Raw genomic sequence first — 14,412 nt, 5'->3', positions numbered from 1 at the left:
CCACTCGCCGGGGCGGTTGTCGATCTCGGTACTCACTTCGCGAGCCTACGGAACGTCCTGGCGCACGCATGCGTCGCCCGTACCCTGGGGCTATGCGACGTCCGATCCCGGAGAAGCCCGGTCCCGGTCAGGAATCGGTGTGGGACTACCCGCGCCCACCTCGGCTGGAGACCTTCGCGGGTTCCATCACCATCGAGCTCGGTGGGCAGACCATCGCTTCGGCCACCCGCGGGTGGCGGGTCCTCGAGACGAGTCACCCACCGACGTACTACATACCGGCCGACGCGTTCGTCGACGGCGCGTTGCGGCCGACGCAGGGCGCGTCCTGGTGTGAGTGGAAGGGCGAGGCCGCGTACTTCGACCTCGTGACACCCGAGGTCGCGGCGCACCGCGCGGCGTGGACCTACCCGAACCCGACGCCGGGGTTCACCGACCTCGCGGGTGCGATCGCCGTGATGCCCGCGCTCGTCGACCGCGCGACCGTCAACGGCGAGACCGTCGTGCCGCAGCCGGGGAACTTCTACGGCGGCTGGGTGACCAGCAAGGTCGTGGGGCCGTTCAAGGGGATCCCCGGGTCGATGGGCTGGTAGCCCTCAGCTGATCTGTGTCGGGGGCATCCGGGGCCGACGACCGGCCCACGGCAGCGCCTCCTCCAGGCGCGCCGACAGGGAGAACAGCAGCCCCTCGCCGCCCGGCGGGGCGACGAACTGCACGCCGATGGGCAGGCCCACCCGCGACTGGTGCAGCGGGAGGCTGACGGCCGGTCGGCCGGTGATGTTGGCCAGCTGCGTGAACGGGACCCAGCGGAGATTGCGCAGCACGCCGGCCTGCGCCGCACCGGTCCACGCGATGAGCCGTCCCAGGCCGGCCCGCAGGGCGACGTGCGCGGCGATCCGCTCCACCGCCGACGTCGCGTGCGCCCCGAGCGGCGGGGCGGTCGTCGCGGTGGTGGGTGTGAGCAGCAGATCGTGGTGCCGGTGGAAGTCGCTGAGTGCCCGCACGTGGGTGTGCCACCGCATCAGGGACCGCTCGTACGCGACGCCGCTGGTGGCGCGACCGAGTGCGGCGAGCACCCGGGTGTCGAGTTCGAACTCGTCGGTGCGAGCACCGTGCTCGCGCAGTTCGTCGACGGTCGCGGCGACGTGGACGAACCAGGGCACCAGGAAGTCCTCGGCGAGCTCCTGCTCGTCGATGGCGGGGCGCGCCTCGGTGACGGTGTGACCCATCTCGGTCAGCAGGTCTGCCGTCGCGCGGACCGCGGCGACCACCTCGGGGTCGACGCCGTCGGCGAGGGGCGACTCGAGCTGCAGACCGATCCGCAGCGTCGGTGGATCCTGCTGTGCAGCAGTCGTGTAACTGCGCGGTGGGGACGCGAAGGGATACGGCGGCGCCACGGGGTCCGTGCCACGGATGACGTCGAGGAACGCCGCGCTGTCGCGGACGGTCCGCGACACGACGCCGGTCACCGCGCCTCCGTGGAAGAACTCGCCCTGACCCGGTCCGGTCGGCACGACGCCGCGGCCCGGCTTGAGTCCGAACACCCCGCAGCACGCGGCCGGGATGCGGATGGAACCCCCACCGTCGTTCGCACCGGCCACCGGGACGATCCCCGCGGCGACGGCGGCCGCGGAGCCGCCGGACGATCCACCGGGTGAGCGGGTGAGATCCGACGGGTTGTGGGTGGGGCCGAACAGCTCGGGTTCCGTGGTGCCCTTGATGCCGAACTCGGGGACGTTGGTCCGTCCGAACACCACCGCCCCGGCGTCGAGCCACCGCGCGACGACGGTGTCCGTCTGCGGCGCGACCGCGCCGGCGCACGAGCGGGAACCGGCCGTCTCGACGACGCCCTCCTGCGCCTGGAAGAGGTCCTTCAGCAGGAACGGCACGCCGGCGAGCGGACCGGCGAGTGGGCCCCGGGCGCGTCGGCGGGCGTCGTCGTCGAGGCGTCGGGTGATCGCGTGGATGTGCGGGTCGACGGCGTCGGCGCGGGCGATGGCGGCCTCGAGCAGGTCGCTCGCGCTCACCTCACCGCGTCGGACCGCGGCGGCCATCGCGGTCGCGTCGAGCGCGAGGTAGTCGTCCTGGTCCACCGACCGCGCCTCCCGTCAACGACTGTTGAGGGTGAGGTTACGCCCTCACGCGTCGATGACGTCGCTCTCGTCGACCTCCACCTTCTCGCGGGCGCCGGGCAGGAACCAGTACAGGACACACACGACGCCGAAGAACAGATAGCCCAGTGCGACCTGGGGATTCGCCGCCCAGGCGACCTCGGGGGCGTGGATGAGACCGATGAAGGACAGGACCGCGCCGACCACCGACGCGATGGCCGCATAGAGGAACTTCTTCTCGAGCACGAAGGTGACCATGGTGCCGAGGATGAGCCCGACGAGGACGGCACCCTCGCCGAGCGTGCGCAGTCCGTCGTAGACGACGCCGGCGTTGCCGAGCGCGGTCTCGCCGACCTTGTCGGCGGTGGTGCCCGCGGCGCTCAGCGCGTTGTCCATGAGTCCCGACGCCCATTGGGCGAGGTTGGGCAGGATGGCCGCGACGACGGCGACCGCATGCAGGCGCGGCACGGCCTGGAATGCCTGGGCGCCGATGAGCAGTCCGATGTAGAGCAGGATCGGCACGATCGCCGGCACCGGCAGCAGGGCGTCCAGGACCCCGAACAACCCGAGGAAGCAGAGGAGTCCGATCACGACGCCGCTGCCGAGGGAGTACCCCGTGCGGCCGCCGGCGTCCTTCCATCCCGGGTGTCCGATGTAGACCGCGGGCGGGAACGGCGACCCGAAGGCGGACCCCACGACCGCCCCGGCGCCGTCCGCGAGCAGGACGCTCCGCAGGTTGTAGCTGTCGCCGGCCGCCGACGCGCTCTCGACGTTGCTCATCGCCTCGGTGAAGTTGTAGACGCCGAGGGGGATCGCGGTCCCCAGCAGCGGTGCAAGGTGTCCCAGGCCCGAGAAGAGCATGTCGAACCGTTGGTCGGGCAGGCCGATGGAGACGTCCGAGATCGCCTGCGACACATCGGGTGCCGACATGTAGCCGCCGATCCAGTCGATCGCGCTGCCGACGAGCAGCGCGGCGAGTCCGACCGGGATGTTGCCGGGCAGGCGGACGTCGGTGAAGAAGCCGATGACGATGATGGCGAGGACCGGCAGACCGATCCACGCCGCATCCCACATCTGCGCCGCGGGCCGCATGGCGATGAAGGTGATCGAGATGCCCGCGAGGGTCCCCAGCATCGCGGCACGGGGGGTGAGACGACGGATGTGCGGTCCGACGAACGCGCCGATCATCACGATGACGCCGATCATGAACGCCCACGCGACACCGGCCTGCCACGCCTGCACGGGGTCCTTCGTCGACAGGTAGACCGGCAGCATGACGACGAACACGACGATGAACATGTGCGGCACGCTGGGCCCGTAGGGCAGCGCGGTGACGTCGGACCGGTTCTCCCGCGCGGCCAGTCGGCGGGCGAGCACGGTGTAGTAGACGTTGCCGAGGATCAGGGCCACCCCCAACGCGGGCAACACCGTCCCGAGGACGTCCGACGACGGCAGCTTGATCACGCCGATCATCAAGCCCGTCAGCGTGAGGACGTTGACGAGGATGTTGAACCCGAGCCCGAAGAACGCGTTGGTGTCCCCGCGGGTCCACCACGGGAGCCGGGACGGCCCGGAACTCGGTGGCGTCGCGTCGGTGTCGGGTGTCGTGGTGTCGGCGGTCATGTCTGGCTCCTGGCCTCGGTGGGTTGCGGGGTGAGCGACAGGGCGTCGATCACGTCGGACGACTCCGCGACCCACCCGAAGATGCCGCCTTGCGCGGCGACCATCTCCAGTGCGACACGGTGGAATTCGGGGAAGTACGAGCCGCAGCAGTCGGACACGACGAGACACTCGTAGCCGCGGTCGTTGGCCTCGCGCGTGGTCGTGTGGACGCACACCTCCGTGGTCACCCCGGTCACCAGGAGGTGTGTGATCCCGGCGTCGGTGAGGATGTCGCCGAATCCGGTGCCGTAGAACGCACCCTTGCCGGGCTTGTCGACGACGAATTCACCGGGCGCGGGGGTCAACTCGTCGATGAAGTCGTGGCCGTACTCACCGCGGACCAGGATCCGGCCGTAGGCGCCCACGTCGCCGATCCGCATCGACGGCCGGCCGCGGGACAGCTTGGCGGGCGGGCAGTCCGACAGGTCGGGCCGGTGCCCCTCCCGGGTGTGGATGACGGTCATCCCCGCTGCCCGCGCCGCCGCGAGCAACCGCTGCAAGGGTGGCACCACATCGGCGAGGAGCGAGACGTCGTTGCCGAGCGTCTCACCGAACCCGCCGGGCAGCAGGAAGTCCCGCTGCATGTCGATGAGCACGAGTGCCGTCGTGGAGGGATCGAACGAGTACGGACCGGGCGCGGCGGAACCGACGACGACGCTCACCCCGCGACCATCGCGGCGGTGCGGGAGTCGACGTGGTCGCGGGTCTGTCCGAGGAAGCGGGCCGCCCAGTGCAGGGCCAGATCGTCGCGACCGGCAGGTGCGAGAACCGTGATCCCCGTGGGTCGTCCGTCGGCGGTCTCGCCCGCGGGGATCGCGACACCCATCAGGTCGAGCAGGTTGCCGAAGTGGGTGTAGTGCCCCAGGACCGTGTTGCACTCGATCGGCTGCGCGAGGACCTCGTCGACGGTGAACGTGGTGCCGATGGTCGGGACGACGAGGATGTCGACGTCGGCGAAGAGTCGGCCGACCTCGGCGCGCAGCTCCTGGAGTCGCGCGAGCGCGGCGAACGCGTCGACCGCCGTGTACTTTGCTCCGCTGCGCAGGATGTCGCGGACGACGGGATGGATGGAGTCGGGATGGTCGGCGAGGAAGTCGCCGAACACGACGAGACGCTCGGCGACCCAGGGGCCCTGGTAGAGCAGTTCGCCCGCGGCCAGGAACGGGGCGAGGGACATCGGGGTCGTGTCGTCGGTCGCGCGGATGCGGTCACGGACCGCGGCGTGCACGGCGGCGACGGCGTCGTCGCTGAAGAACGACAGGTCGCCGTCGGGGGGTAGCCCGACTCGTATGGGGTGACCGTCGAAATGGGCGCCCGGGTCGCGGGACCAGGGATCGCGGTCGTCGCGGCCGGTCATGACGTCGAACGCGCGGTCCGCGTCGTCGACGGAGCGGGCCATCACGGTGATGCAGTCCAGCGACCGGCATGCGGGCACCAGTCCGACCGTGCTGATGAGCCCGCGTGACGGCTTGAGCCCGATCACGCCGTTCAGCGCCGCGGGTACCCGACCCGAACCGGCGGTGTCGGTCGCGACGGCGAACGGAACCTGCCCCAGGGCCACGGCTCGCGCGGATCCCGAGCTCGAGCCGCCGCTGATGAGGTCGTCGCCGTAGACGCTGCGCGGCACCGTGTAGGGGGTTCGTGTGCCGTTCAACCCGGTGGCGAACTGGTCGAGGTTCGTCTTGCCGACGAACAGCGCCCCGGCGTCGAGCAGTCGCTGCACGGCCGGTGCGGTGGTGGAGGCCGTGTACGCGTAGTCGGGGCATGACAGCGTCGTGGGGACGCCCGCCACGTCGATGCTGTCCTTCACGCCGAACGGCACACCGTAGAGGGGCAGGGTGTCGCGGTCCGCGCGCTGTTCGAGTGCCGCGGCGGCGGCGATCAGGTCGTCGGCCGGGACGGTGTAAAGCCAGGTGCCGTCGTCACCCGCCTCGGCGATCGCGTCGGCGACTCGGGCCGCGGTGACGGTCGGTGACACGGTCCCCGACCGGTGGTCGGCGACGATCTCCGCACACGAGGGGCCGAGTGTCGGCCCGCTGACCTGCTGGTTCCGTATCCGCATGTGTCGATTGTCGACAGAATTGTGGCGGATGAGAGGCGGTCAGGTATCGATCGTGTTAGCTCGGTCACGGCGTCAGTGCTGGTCGTCGAGCTCCAGGTGATCGAGATGCCCGTGGTCGCGCAGGGCCGCGAGGATGGTCGAGCGATCGTTGCCGGCGAGCGCGTCGACGATCGCCTCGTGGCGACGGATGCCGTTCTCGGCGTCGTGTGCACGAGCCTCGGTGCGCAGGTTCCGTGCCATCGGCAGCTGCAGTTTCAGCAGGATCGGTTCGATGGCCAGGTCGAGCTGGGTGTTGCCGGCGAGCGCGACGACAGCCGCGTGGAAACGCCGGTGGGCGTCGTCGCGGTCGAGGGGTGTTGCGGCCGTCCGCATCTCCTCCAGTGCCGCGCGGACCGGTGCGAGCTGCCTGTCGGGGTCGGACATGGGGATCGCCGCATCCATCGCGTGACGCTCCAGGACCATCCGGAGCTCGAACAGCTGACGGATGTCGGTGGGTGACCACTCCGCGACGCGCGACCCCCGGCGAGGGGTCTGGACCACCAGCCCCTGCTGCGCGAGCAGACGCAACGCCTCCCGTAGCGGGGCGCGGCTGATCCCGAGAGACGAGCAGAGGCGTTCTTCCACCACCTTGTCGCCCGGGGCCAGCGAGCCGTCGAAGATCGCGTCGCGGATGCGATCCCGCGCGACGTCGACGAGGCTGATCGGCAACGCGCGCTCCCCGATGTCGACAGGTTGTGCCATCAGGTGGTCGAACCCGCCTGACCCCCCGTTGTCGCCTCCTCGCCGTTCCAGTCGATCTCGACGCGGTCCCCACCGGCGTCCTGGGCCGCCTGCATGGCGACCTCGGCGCGGTGCAGCAGGTCGTCGATGGCCGCCTGAACGTCGGAAGACGCGATGGGCGTGTCGCTGAACGCGACACCGACGCTCGCGCTGACGGGCACGGGGTCCTCCACGTCGAACACCAACTCGCGGAAGCGGTTCGCGAAGATCTCGACACCCTCGTCGGTGACGCCGGCCAGCGCGGAGAACTCGGCGTCGCCGGTACGGGCGACGAAGTCGCCGCCACGTACGCCTTGCGCCAGGCGATGCGCCACGCGCTTGAGGACCTGTTCGCCACGCTCGCGGCCGTCGCCGACGGTGATGTCCTGGAACTGGTCGAGGTGGACGCGCACGACCACCAGACGGGCCTTGCGGTTCAACGCCGACAGGCTCGTCTGCGCCGCCGAGTACAGCCCGTGTCGTGTGAGTACCTCGGTCAACGTGTCCTGCATCGGTTCCCCCGTCTGCGCCGCGGATCGATCCAGTCCGGCGATCGTAAGGCCATGATGCAGGATGACAGGCACCGCGAGGGCGGCAAACGCGGCCGCGACCACGAACGGTGACAACTCCGCGATGTCCTCACCGCCGTCGGCCACGCCCACCACGGTGACCAGGAAGACCACCGCGGTGGCGGCGATCATCTGACCGCCGAACGCCGCCCGGGACGAGAACACGGCCGCGTACATGCCCACGAACGCCAACGGCAGCGTGGCGACGAGCCCCACACGACCGTCCACGACCGCGACGCCGGCGAGAAGACTCGCGACGTCCGACCCGGCGACGAACAGGGTGCGGATGCGGGGTCCGGGCTCGGGTCGAGAAAGCCAGATCACGGCGACGACGACGGCGATCGCGACGGCCACGCCGAGCACGACGTACCGCGCGGTGGAGTCGGGTCCACCCGGCGCCGAGGCCATCGCGGCCCATGCGGCTGCGACGAGCAGCGACAGCCAGGCGATCCCACCGGCCAACGAGCGTCTCAGAATGCACCTCCGGGGCATGAGCGGTCCGAGGCGCGTCGGCTCGGACCGTGTCCGTGGTGATTGTCCTATGGGAGTGCCGTTCGTGGCGCACGACACGGACAACCGGTGTCTGCGCTAATCTCCCCGGGACTAGAACACGTTCTCGTTTCTGACAGGAGCACGCCCGTGACCACCAGTGTGTCCGCCGACCGCATCACCGCGACGGTCCAGGCCTACGTCGACCACATCGCCGCGGGCGACACCGAGAAGGTCGTCGGCCTGTTCGCCGACGGGGCCACCGTCGAGGACCCGATCGGCAGCGACCTGAAGACCACCCGCGAGGAACTCCTGGAGTTCTACGGCGGTGTCTGCGCGATGAGCCCGTCGACGGAGCTGAAGTGGGTGCGCGTCGCGGGGGACACCGCGGTCTTCGAGTTCGTGCTGAACACCAGAGCCGGCGACAGCACGGTCACCGTCACGCCGATCGACATCATGCGATTCGACGACGACGCGCACGTGGTGAGCATGCGCGCCGTCTGGGATCCCGAGAAGGATCTCGTCTTCTCCTGAGACCGCGGGTGTGGCGAGGCACCGAGCGGGGTAGCCCCGCGGGCGATGTCCTCGCGCCCTGAGTCCTCCGACGACGTCCGGATCGTCGTCGATCCCGGCCCGCCCGCGGCCACCGTCGACCGCATCCGTGACAGGCTCGCGGACCGACTGTCCGCCGACCTGGGGGTCACGTCGGTGACCGTCGACAGCGAGATGGTGGCCCTCGGACCCGACGGCGCCCTCCTGGTGCCCGAGCTCGTCGAACGCACGCACCGCGGGTCGTCGGCGGCCGTCGTCATCACCGAGTTCCCGCGACTGCGCGGTCGGCACCAGGTGATGGTCGAGCTCGACCACGACGCGTGCACGGCTCTCGTCTCGTTGCCGGCGCTCGGCATCGCGCCGCATCGGCGACTGATCGCCGTGATCGTCGACGCGGTGCGACGACTCCGCGACCATCGAGCAGCAGCCGGGGTCCGCGGGGCGCGGTGGTACCCCACCGAGGACGGCGAGTACCTCGCCACGCGCTCGTCCCTCGGTCGCAGTCGGATGGTGCTGGGGATGGTCCGCGGCAACCGCCCGTGGCGACTCATCCCCACCCTGACCGGCGTGATGGCGGCCGCCGCCGCGACCGCATCGTTCGGCGTCTTCTACTCGTCGATCTGGGCGATGGCCAACGCGCTGAGTCCGTGGCGCCTGACGGGCCTTTCGCTGCTGTCGGTCACCGTGATGACCATCTGGCTGATCGCGAACAACCGTCTGTGGGAACACCGGGACGCGGTGCCGCGACGCCGTGCGCGCCTGTACAACGCGGCCACCGTCATCACGATCGTCCTGAACGCCGTCGTCCTCTACGGGGGCCTGCTGGTCGTCACGCTCGCCGGGGCCCTCGGGGTCATCGACGACGGCTACCTCGCGTCGCAGGTCGGCAGCGACGTGGGCCTGCGTGGATACGTCTTCCTGGCGTGGCTGGCCACCTCGATGGGGACCATCGCGGGTGCGGTCGGGTCCAGCGCGGACAGCTACGACGACATCCTGGAGGCGACCTACGGCCACCGCGAGCGGGCGCGACGCCACCGGGAGTAGACACGTCGCATGGACCACACCACGGTGACCGTCGACGTGCACGACCTGGCGCAGCGGGTGGCGTCGCCCGAACCGCCGGTGATCCTCGACGTGCGCTGGCGCCTCGGCGACGACCGCGGCCACGACCACTTTCGCGAGGGGCACATCCCGGGTGCGGTCTACGTCGACCTCGACACGGAACTCGCGGGCCCGCCTGACCCAGCACAGGGACGACATCCCCTGCCGGACATCGAGACCCTTCAGGAGGCCGCGCGTCGGTGGGGCGTCCACACCGACAACACCGTCGTCGCCTACGACGACAACGGCAACCAGTCCGCGGCGCGCGCGTGGTGGTTGCTGCGGTGGGCCGGGCTCCACGATGTTCGACTGCTCGACGGGGGTCTACGCGCGTGGGTGGAGGCCGGCCAGGACCTGAGCACCGGAGACGAGACGCCCGGGGTTCCCGGGACGGTCACCCTGCACCCCGGGAAGCTGCCGACCGTCGACGCCGACGGGGTCGCCGCGTTCCGCGGAACGCTTCTCGACGCGCGCGCGGGCGAGCGCTACCGCGGGGAGACCGAGCCGATGGATCCACGGGCGGGGCACGTCCCCGGAGCGCTGAGCGCCCCGACCGCCGACAACCTCGACGCGACGGGCCGCTTCCTGCGCCCCGACGACCTGCGCACCCGTTTCGCCTCCCTCGGGGTCGACCCCGCCACGCCGACCGCCGTCTACTGCGGGTCCGGTGTCACCGCCGCCCACGAGATCGCGGCGCTGGCGATCGCCGGGATCGACGCCGCCCTGTACCCGGGGTCGTGGTCGCAGTGGTCGTCCGATCCCGCCCGTCCGGCTGTGACCGGTGCGGAACCCGCCTGAGTCAGCTCTGGAAGAACTCGAGGAGGTCCGCGTTGATGGTCGCCGCCTCGGTGGTCGGCATCCCGTGGGGGAAGCCGGGGTACGTCTTCAGCGTGCTGTTCGGTAGTAGCTCCGCCGACCGGACACCGGTGTTCTCGTACGGCACCACCTGGTCGTCCTCGCCGTGCAGGACCAGGGTCGGGATCGTGATCGACCGGAGATCGTCGGTGAAGTCGGTCTGCGAGAAGGCGACGACGCCGTCGTAGTGGGCCTTGGCCCCGCCGGTCATGCCCTGGCGGTACCAGTTCGCGATGACCCCCTCGGACGGTGTCGCGCCGTCCCGGTTGTAGCCGTAGAACGGACCTTCGGCGAAGGTGCGGAAGAAGTCCGCGCGCCGCGTCGCCACCTGTGTCTGGATGTCGTCGAAGGCGCTCTTGTCGATGCCGTCCGGGTTGGAGTCGGTCTTGACCATGATCGGCGGCACCGAACTGATCAGCACGGCCTTCGACGCGCGGTCGCTGCCGTGGCGCGCGAGGTAGTGCGCCACTTCGCCGCCGCCGGTGGAGTGCCCGACGTGGATGGCGTCGGTCAGGTCGAGGTGCTGCACGACGGCGGCGAGATCGTCGGCGTAGTGGTCCATGTCGTGTCCGGAGTCGACCTGCTCCGAGCGCCCGTGCCCGCGTCTGTCGTGCGCGACGACGCGATAGCCGTGATTCAGGAAGAACATCATCTGCGCGTCCCAGTCGTCCGAGGACAACGGCCACCCGTGGCTGAAGATGATCGGCTGACCCGACCCCCAGTCCTTGTAGAAGATCTCGACTCCGTCGGGGGTGGTGATCGTCGGCATGGGTGGGCCTCTCTGTCGTGTCGGCACGTCCAGCGGTCACTGTATGGCCGCTTGGCGCACGATGTCGGGCTTGAGTGACCGCTCTGTCACGCGGACGACGTCGTCGCGTTTACCGAGGCCGCGAACGGGAACCCGAACCACAAGAGTTCCCGACGAACGGAGAAGCGATGGCCACGGGCAACACGACGGTGTGGGTACCGGTCGACGACATGGATGTCGCGGTGCGGTTCTACGGCGAGACCCTCGGTCTCTCGGTGAAGTCCACCGGATCGGACTGGTCGGAGATCGACGCCGGTCCGCTGACGATCGGGTTGAACGCACGCGAGGGCACATCGCGACCGGGCGACAAGGGTGGGGCCGTCCTCACCTTCCAGCCCGAGGGCTCGATCGACGACGAGGTCTCGCGGTTGCAGGGCCTGGGCGTCGAGTTCCCCGGTGGCATCAGCGATCACCCGTGGGGCCGGATCGCACCCTTCGCGGATCCGGACGGCAACGAGCTGCAGATCTACTCGCCGCCGGCCTGAGCCGTTCGGTCAGCTGCGGCCGGTGGGCTTCAGCACGATTTCGGTCGGATGGGCGTCGGGTGACGCCGTGACCGCGGAGACGACGGCGGCCGCCACCGACTCCACGCGGAGGAAGCGGCTGCCGTCGTAGTCGTCCCCCTCCATGGCGACGATGTCGCGCTGCATGTCGGTGTCGATGCGACCGGGATAGACGGTGGTGACCCGCAGGTCTGGCTCCTCCTGGCGCAGGGCGTCGGCGAAGGCGCGGACGGCGAACTTGCTTGCGGCGTAGGCGCTCCATCCCGGCTTGGCGTCGCGTCCGGCTCCGGAGTTGATGATCACGACGTGCCCGTGCGCCGCACGCAGGGCCGGCAGGAGCTGGCGGGTGAGTTCGGCGACGGCGATGAAGTTGACCTCCATCATCGCGCGGTACTCGTCGGCGTAGGTGTCCTCGACCGGTGCGATGGCCCCGACGCCCGCGTTGTGCACCAACACGTCCAGAGCACTGATCGGCTCGGTCGCGGCCTCCATCTCCTCGTGGTCGGTCAGCTCCACGGGCCAGGTGGACGCGCCGTCGAGATCGGCTGCCAGAGCGTCGAGTTCCTCGCTCGGGCGACCACCGAGAAGCAGATCGTGGGTGGGCGCGAGGGCGCGGGCGATGGCGGCTCCGAGGCCGCGCGAGGCGCCGGTGACGAGGGCGGTGGGCATGTCCGCGACACTACCCAGACCGCCCCGGGAGTCACCGTCGGGCGAGATTGACCAGGAACTCCACGGTGCCGGCGTCCTCGACCTGGACGAAGTCGCCGATCCTCGGGGGCTCGACGCCGTAGTCAGCCCACCGGACCGGTACGGCGCCCTGGACGATGACGGCGTCGCCGGATCGCGCCACCTGGAGATCGGTGGTGACGGGTCGGGTGCTGCCCTTGATCTCCATCGTGCCGACCGCCCGGACCGTGGCGGGTGCACCGCTCGCCGGGACGGATGCGATGTCGACGGGCTCGGTGATGCGGAACGTGGCGGTCGGGAACTGTGCCGTGTTCATGATGTTCTCGCCGCGGAAGCGGTTGTCGCGCGCGGAGTCCGGGCTGCGGATGGATGCGACGTCGACGACGATCTCACCCGCGGTGAGCCGGTCGCCCGCGACCTGAACCGTGCCGGACACCTGCTGCGTGCGACCGTTGACGGTGATGTTCTCCCCGCGGAGCACCTCGTCGACGCGGTATCCGGCCTGCGTCCGCTGGTCGTCTGCCTCGGGCCCCGGAACCACGGTCCAGGTGCCGTTCACGTCGACGGTGGCTGCGCTGGTCTGCGACGGCAGCGCGAGTTCGGCGTCGGCGTCGCCGACGATCCAGTTCTTGTAGACCCACGGCCCGGCGACGACGGCCACGACCGCGATCACGACGACGATCCCCGCCGCCCACAACAGCTTCTTCCGCATCGAGGTACGCCTCCCGGTGTCCGATGAGCCACCGAGGGTACCGACCGATGTCCGATTCGGGTGGTTCGGAGCGTTCCGCGGAACGCCCGGGAGGGGTCCGGACAGCGCCGGGATTGTCGGTGTGCATCTGTACGGTCACGACAGATCGCGGGATGAGGGGGAGTCATGTCGGTGGCGGCATTGCATGTGGTGGACGAGGTGGTGTCGATGTTCGACGACACCGCGCCGTCGGAGTTGAGCGATGCCCAGCTCGGCGAGCGGATCGTCGGGTACGCCGGCCAGATCGCGGCGTTGACGTCGCGATTCTTCGACCTGCTGGTCGAGTTCGACACTCGGCACGGGTGGTCCGGCCACGGGATCGCGTCGTGCGCCCACTGGTTGTCGTGGAAGGCCGGGCTGTCTCTGCGGACGGCGCAGGATCATGTGCGGGTAGCGCATGCGCTGACCGAGTTGCCGCTGCTGCACGCGGCGTTCGCGCAGGGGACGCTGTCGTATTCGAAGGTGCGCGCCCTGACACGTGTCGCGACCCCCGAGCGCGAGGAAGAGTTGCGCAGTGTCGCTCTGTCGGCGACAGCGGCGCAGGTCGAGCGACTGGTTCGGTCGCTGCGGCAGATCGACCGTCGTGAGGACGAGGAACAGGAGGGTCGCGTCGAGTCCCGCGGTCGGTGGCGCTGGAACGATGACGGGACGTTGTCTGTGAACCTGCGGCTGTCCCCGCTCGACGGCGCGCGGTTCCTCGCCGGTGTCACCCGCGCGGAGTACGAACGGACCCGCACTCACGAGACGGCCGACATCAGCCCGCCAGCCCCGAAAGATCCGGCCGCTGAAACGGTTCCGGGTCCACCGTCGTCTCGTGCGGATCTGTGGCGTGGCGTCCCCACAGACATCGCGGAGGCGGTCGTGATGATGTCCGACACCGTCGCCGACGCGATCACCGTGCCCGAGTTCGTGCCGGGCGCCGAGATCGTCGTCCACTCGGCGGAGGACACCGACGATCACCTCGACGGCGGGCCCGCCCTCGACGACCACGAGGTGGACGAAGCGTCGTGCGGTGGATCTATTCGTCGGGTGGTCGACAAGCGCGGCAGCCGTGGCGTCGCCCTTCGATGGGGACGTAGACGGCGTCTCCCGACGCGCCGTCTGCTCCAGGTGGTGTTCCTGCGTGACCGCGGATGTCGTCACCCGGGGTGTGGGCGGACTCGACATCTGCACGCGCACCATGTGCGGTTCTGGCGCGACGGTGGCACCACCGATCCTGACAACATCGTGCTGCTGTGTTCGACTCACCACCGAGCGTTGCACCGAGGCGAGTTCGGCATCGTCGCCCGTGGCCAGCAGATCTTCACATTCCACGCGCCCGACGGATCTCTGCTGCCGGATGCGCCATCCGTGGCGGCGCCGACCGGATGGGCCCCCGACCGGCGCATTCCTGCCGACGGACTGTCCCCGATCAATGGCGGCAAGCTCGACCTCGGGTACACCACCGAGGTGCTGTACGCCGCCTGGGCCTGGCGGCGACAGCAGTCGGAGATGTCGGCCGCGTGA

15 protein-coding genes are annotated in these 14,412 nt (G+C 70.1%); 6 read left to right on the top strand and 9 right to left on the bottom strand.

Going from position 1 to position 14,412, the window contains the following annotated elements; translation table 11 throughout:
* Positions 1-92 precede the first annotated feature (92 nt).
* Positions 93-590, top strand: coding sequence for a DUF427 domain-containing protein (locus Q1A98_RS02210; RefSeq protein WP_299569538.1), 498 nt, complete (start codon positions 93-95; stop codon positions 588-590).
* A gap of 3 nt (positions 591-593) precedes the next feature.
* Here Q1A98_RS02210 and Q1A98_RS02205 read toward each other — a convergent pair whose 3' ends face one another.
* The 6 genes from Q1A98_RS02205 to Q1A98_RS02180 form a co-directional block, all read right to left on the bottom strand.
* Complete coding sequence (locus tag Q1A98_RS02205; protein ID WP_299569537.1) at positions 594-2,090, bottom strand: amidase; 1,497 nt, start codon at positions 2,088-2,090, stop codon at positions 594-596.
* A 45-nt stretch (positions 2,091-2,135) separates the two neighbouring features.
* Entirely contained in the window at positions 2,136-3,731 is a 1,596-nt protein-coding gene (locus tag Q1A98_RS02200; RefSeq protein WP_299569536.1) for a regulator, read from the bottom strand.
* Complete coding sequence (locus Q1A98_RS02195) at positions 3,728-4,432, bottom strand: isochorismatase family cysteine hydrolase (protein WP_299569535.1); 705 nt, start codon at positions 4,430-4,432, stop codon at positions 3,728-3,730. Before Q1A98_RS02195 ends, Q1A98_RS02200 begins: the two co-directional genes overlap by 4 nt.
* Positions 4,429-5,832 (bottom strand): allophanate hydrolase, encoded by a 1,404-nt coding sequence (locus tag Q1A98_RS02190; protein WP_299569534.1) that lies wholly within the window; start codon positions 5,830-5,832, stop codon positions 4,429-4,431. Before Q1A98_RS02190 ends, Q1A98_RS02195 begins: the two co-directional genes overlap by 4 nt.
* A gap of 72 nt (positions 5,833-5,904) precedes the next feature.
* Positions 5,905-6,573 carry a GntR family transcriptional regulator gene (locus Q1A98_RS02185; RefSeq protein ID WP_299569532.1) on the bottom strand — a complete coding sequence of 223 codons (669 nt, stop codon included), beginning with the start codon at positions 6,571-6,573 and terminating at the stop codon, positions 5,905-5,907.
* Complete coding sequence (locus tag Q1A98_RS02180; protein WP_299569530.1) at positions 6,573-7,622, bottom strand: GGDEF domain-containing protein; 1,050 nt, start codon at positions 7,620-7,622, stop codon at positions 6,573-6,575. Before Q1A98_RS02180 ends, Q1A98_RS02185 begins: the two co-directional genes overlap by 1 nt.
* Positions 7,623-7,799: 177 nt before the next feature.
* On the opposite strand from Q1A98_RS02180, the gene Q1A98_RS02175 reads away from it, so the two are divergent.
* Genes Q1A98_RS02175 through Q1A98_RS02165 form a run of 3 tightly spaced genes read left to right on the top strand, consistent with a single transcriptional unit; the run spans position 7,800 to position 10,100 of the window.
* Positions 7,800-8,183: a nuclear transport factor 2 family protein gene (locus Q1A98_RS02175; protein WP_299569529.1), complete on the top strand. Its 384-nt coding sequence runs from the start codon at positions 7,800-7,802 to the stop codon at positions 8,181-8,183.
* A gap of 45 nt (positions 8,184-8,228) precedes the next feature.
* Positions 8,229-9,245 (top strand): hypothetical protein, encoded by a 1,017-nt coding sequence (locus tag Q1A98_RS02170; protein WP_299569528.1) that lies wholly within the window; start codon positions 8,229-8,231, stop codon positions 9,243-9,245.
* Between the two features lie 9 nt (positions 9,246-9,254).
* Positions 9,255-10,100, top strand: coding sequence for a sulfurtransferase (locus Q1A98_RS02165; RefSeq protein WP_299569526.1), 846 nt, complete (start codon positions 9,255-9,257; stop codon positions 10,098-10,100).
* Position 10,101: 1 nt separating this feature from the next.
* On the opposite strand, the gene Q1A98_RS02160 is transcribed toward Q1A98_RS02165, so the two are convergent.
* Positions 10,102-10,926, bottom strand: coding sequence for an alpha/beta hydrolase (locus Q1A98_RS02160; protein ID WP_299569525.1), 825 nt, complete (start codon positions 10,924-10,926; stop codon positions 10,102-10,104).
* A 167-nt stretch (positions 10,927-11,093) separates the two neighbouring features.
* Between Q1A98_RS02160 and Q1A98_RS02155 the strand changes: the two genes are divergently transcribed.
* Positions 11,094-11,450, top strand: a complete 357-nt coding sequence (locus Q1A98_RS02155) for a VOC family protein (RefSeq protein WP_299569523.1) — start codon at positions 11,094-11,096, stop codon at positions 11,448-11,450.
* A gap of 9 nt (positions 11,451-11,459) precedes the next feature.
* Here the strand turns inward: Q1A98_RS02155 and Q1A98_RS02150 are convergent, their stop codons facing one another.
* Both Q1A98_RS02150 and Q1A98_RS02145 read right to left on the bottom strand, forming a co-directional pair.
* A complete protein-coding gene (locus tag Q1A98_RS02150; RefSeq protein ID WP_299569522.1) occupies positions 11,460-12,137 on the bottom strand; it encodes an SDR family oxidoreductase in 678 nt (225 codons plus the stop codon).
* A gap of 31 nt (positions 12,138-12,168) precedes the next feature.
* Positions 12,169-12,867 carry a YceI family protein gene (locus Q1A98_RS02145; RefSeq protein WP_299569520.1) on the bottom strand — a complete coding sequence of 233 codons (699 nt, stop codon included), beginning with the start codon at positions 12,865-12,867 and terminating at the stop codon, positions 12,169-12,171.
* Between the two features lie 165 nt (positions 12,868-13,032).
* Here Q1A98_RS02145 and Q1A98_RS02140 point away from each other — a divergent pair, with 165 nt between their 5' ends.
* Positions 13,033-14,412 carry an HNH endonuclease signature motif containing protein gene (locus Q1A98_RS02140; RefSeq protein ID WP_299569519.1) on the top strand — a complete coding sequence of 460 codons (1,380 nt, stop codon included), beginning with the start codon at positions 13,033-13,035 and terminating at the stop codon, positions 14,410-14,412.

Origin of the sequence: uncultured Williamsia sp., from assembly GCF_947494875.1 — a bacterium.
Classification (GTDB): Bacteria; Actinomycetota; Actinomycetes; order Mycobacteriales; family Mycobacteriaceae; genus Williamsia_A.
The sequence above is the reverse complement of the archived record's forward strand: the minus strand, read 5'-3'. Positions and strand labels throughout refer to the sequence as shown.

Coding starts and splice junctions, on each gene's coding strand:
- Q1A98_RS02210 (WP_299569538.1), top strand. CDS start 93: ATGCGACGTCCGATCCCGGAGAAGCCCGGTCCCGGTCAGGAATCGGTG.
- Q1A98_RS02200 (WP_299569536.1), bottom strand. CDS start 3,731: ATGACCGCCGACACCACGACACCCGACACCGACGCGACGCCACCGAGT.
- Q1A98_RS02190 (WP_299569534.1), bottom strand. CDS start 5,832: ATGCGGATACGGAACCAGCAGGTCAGCGGGCCGACACTCGGCCCCTCG.
- Q1A98_RS02185 (WP_299569532.1), bottom strand. CDS start 6,573: ATGGCACAACCTGTCGACATCGGGGAGCGCGCGTTGCCGATCAGCCTC.
- Q1A98_RS02170 (WP_299569528.1), top strand. CDS start 8,229: ATGTCCTCGCGCCCTGAGTCCTCCGACGACGTCCGGATCGTCGTCGAT.
- Q1A98_RS02165 (WP_299569526.1), top strand. CDS start 9,255: ATGGACCACACCACGGTGACCGTCGACGTGCACGACCTGGCGCAGCGG.
- Q1A98_RS02160 (WP_299569525.1), bottom strand. CDS start 10,926: ATGCCGACGATCACCACCCCCGACGGAGTCGAGATCTTCTACAAGGAC.
- Q1A98_RS02155 (WP_299569523.1), top strand. CDS start 11,094: ATGGCCACGGGCAACACGACGGTGTGGGTACCGGTCGACGACATGGAT.
- Q1A98_RS02150 (WP_299569522.1), bottom strand. CDS start 12,137: ATGCCCACCGCCCTCGTCACCGGCGCCTCGCGCGGCCTCGGAGCCGCC.
- Q1A98_RS02145 (WP_299569520.1), bottom strand. CDS start 12,867: ATGCGGAAGAAGCTGTTGTGGGCGGCGGGGATCGTCGTCGTGATCGCG.
- Q1A98_RS02140 (WP_299569519.1), top strand. CDS start 13,033: ATGTCGGTGGCGGCATTGCATGTGGTGGACGAGGTGGTGTCGATGTTC.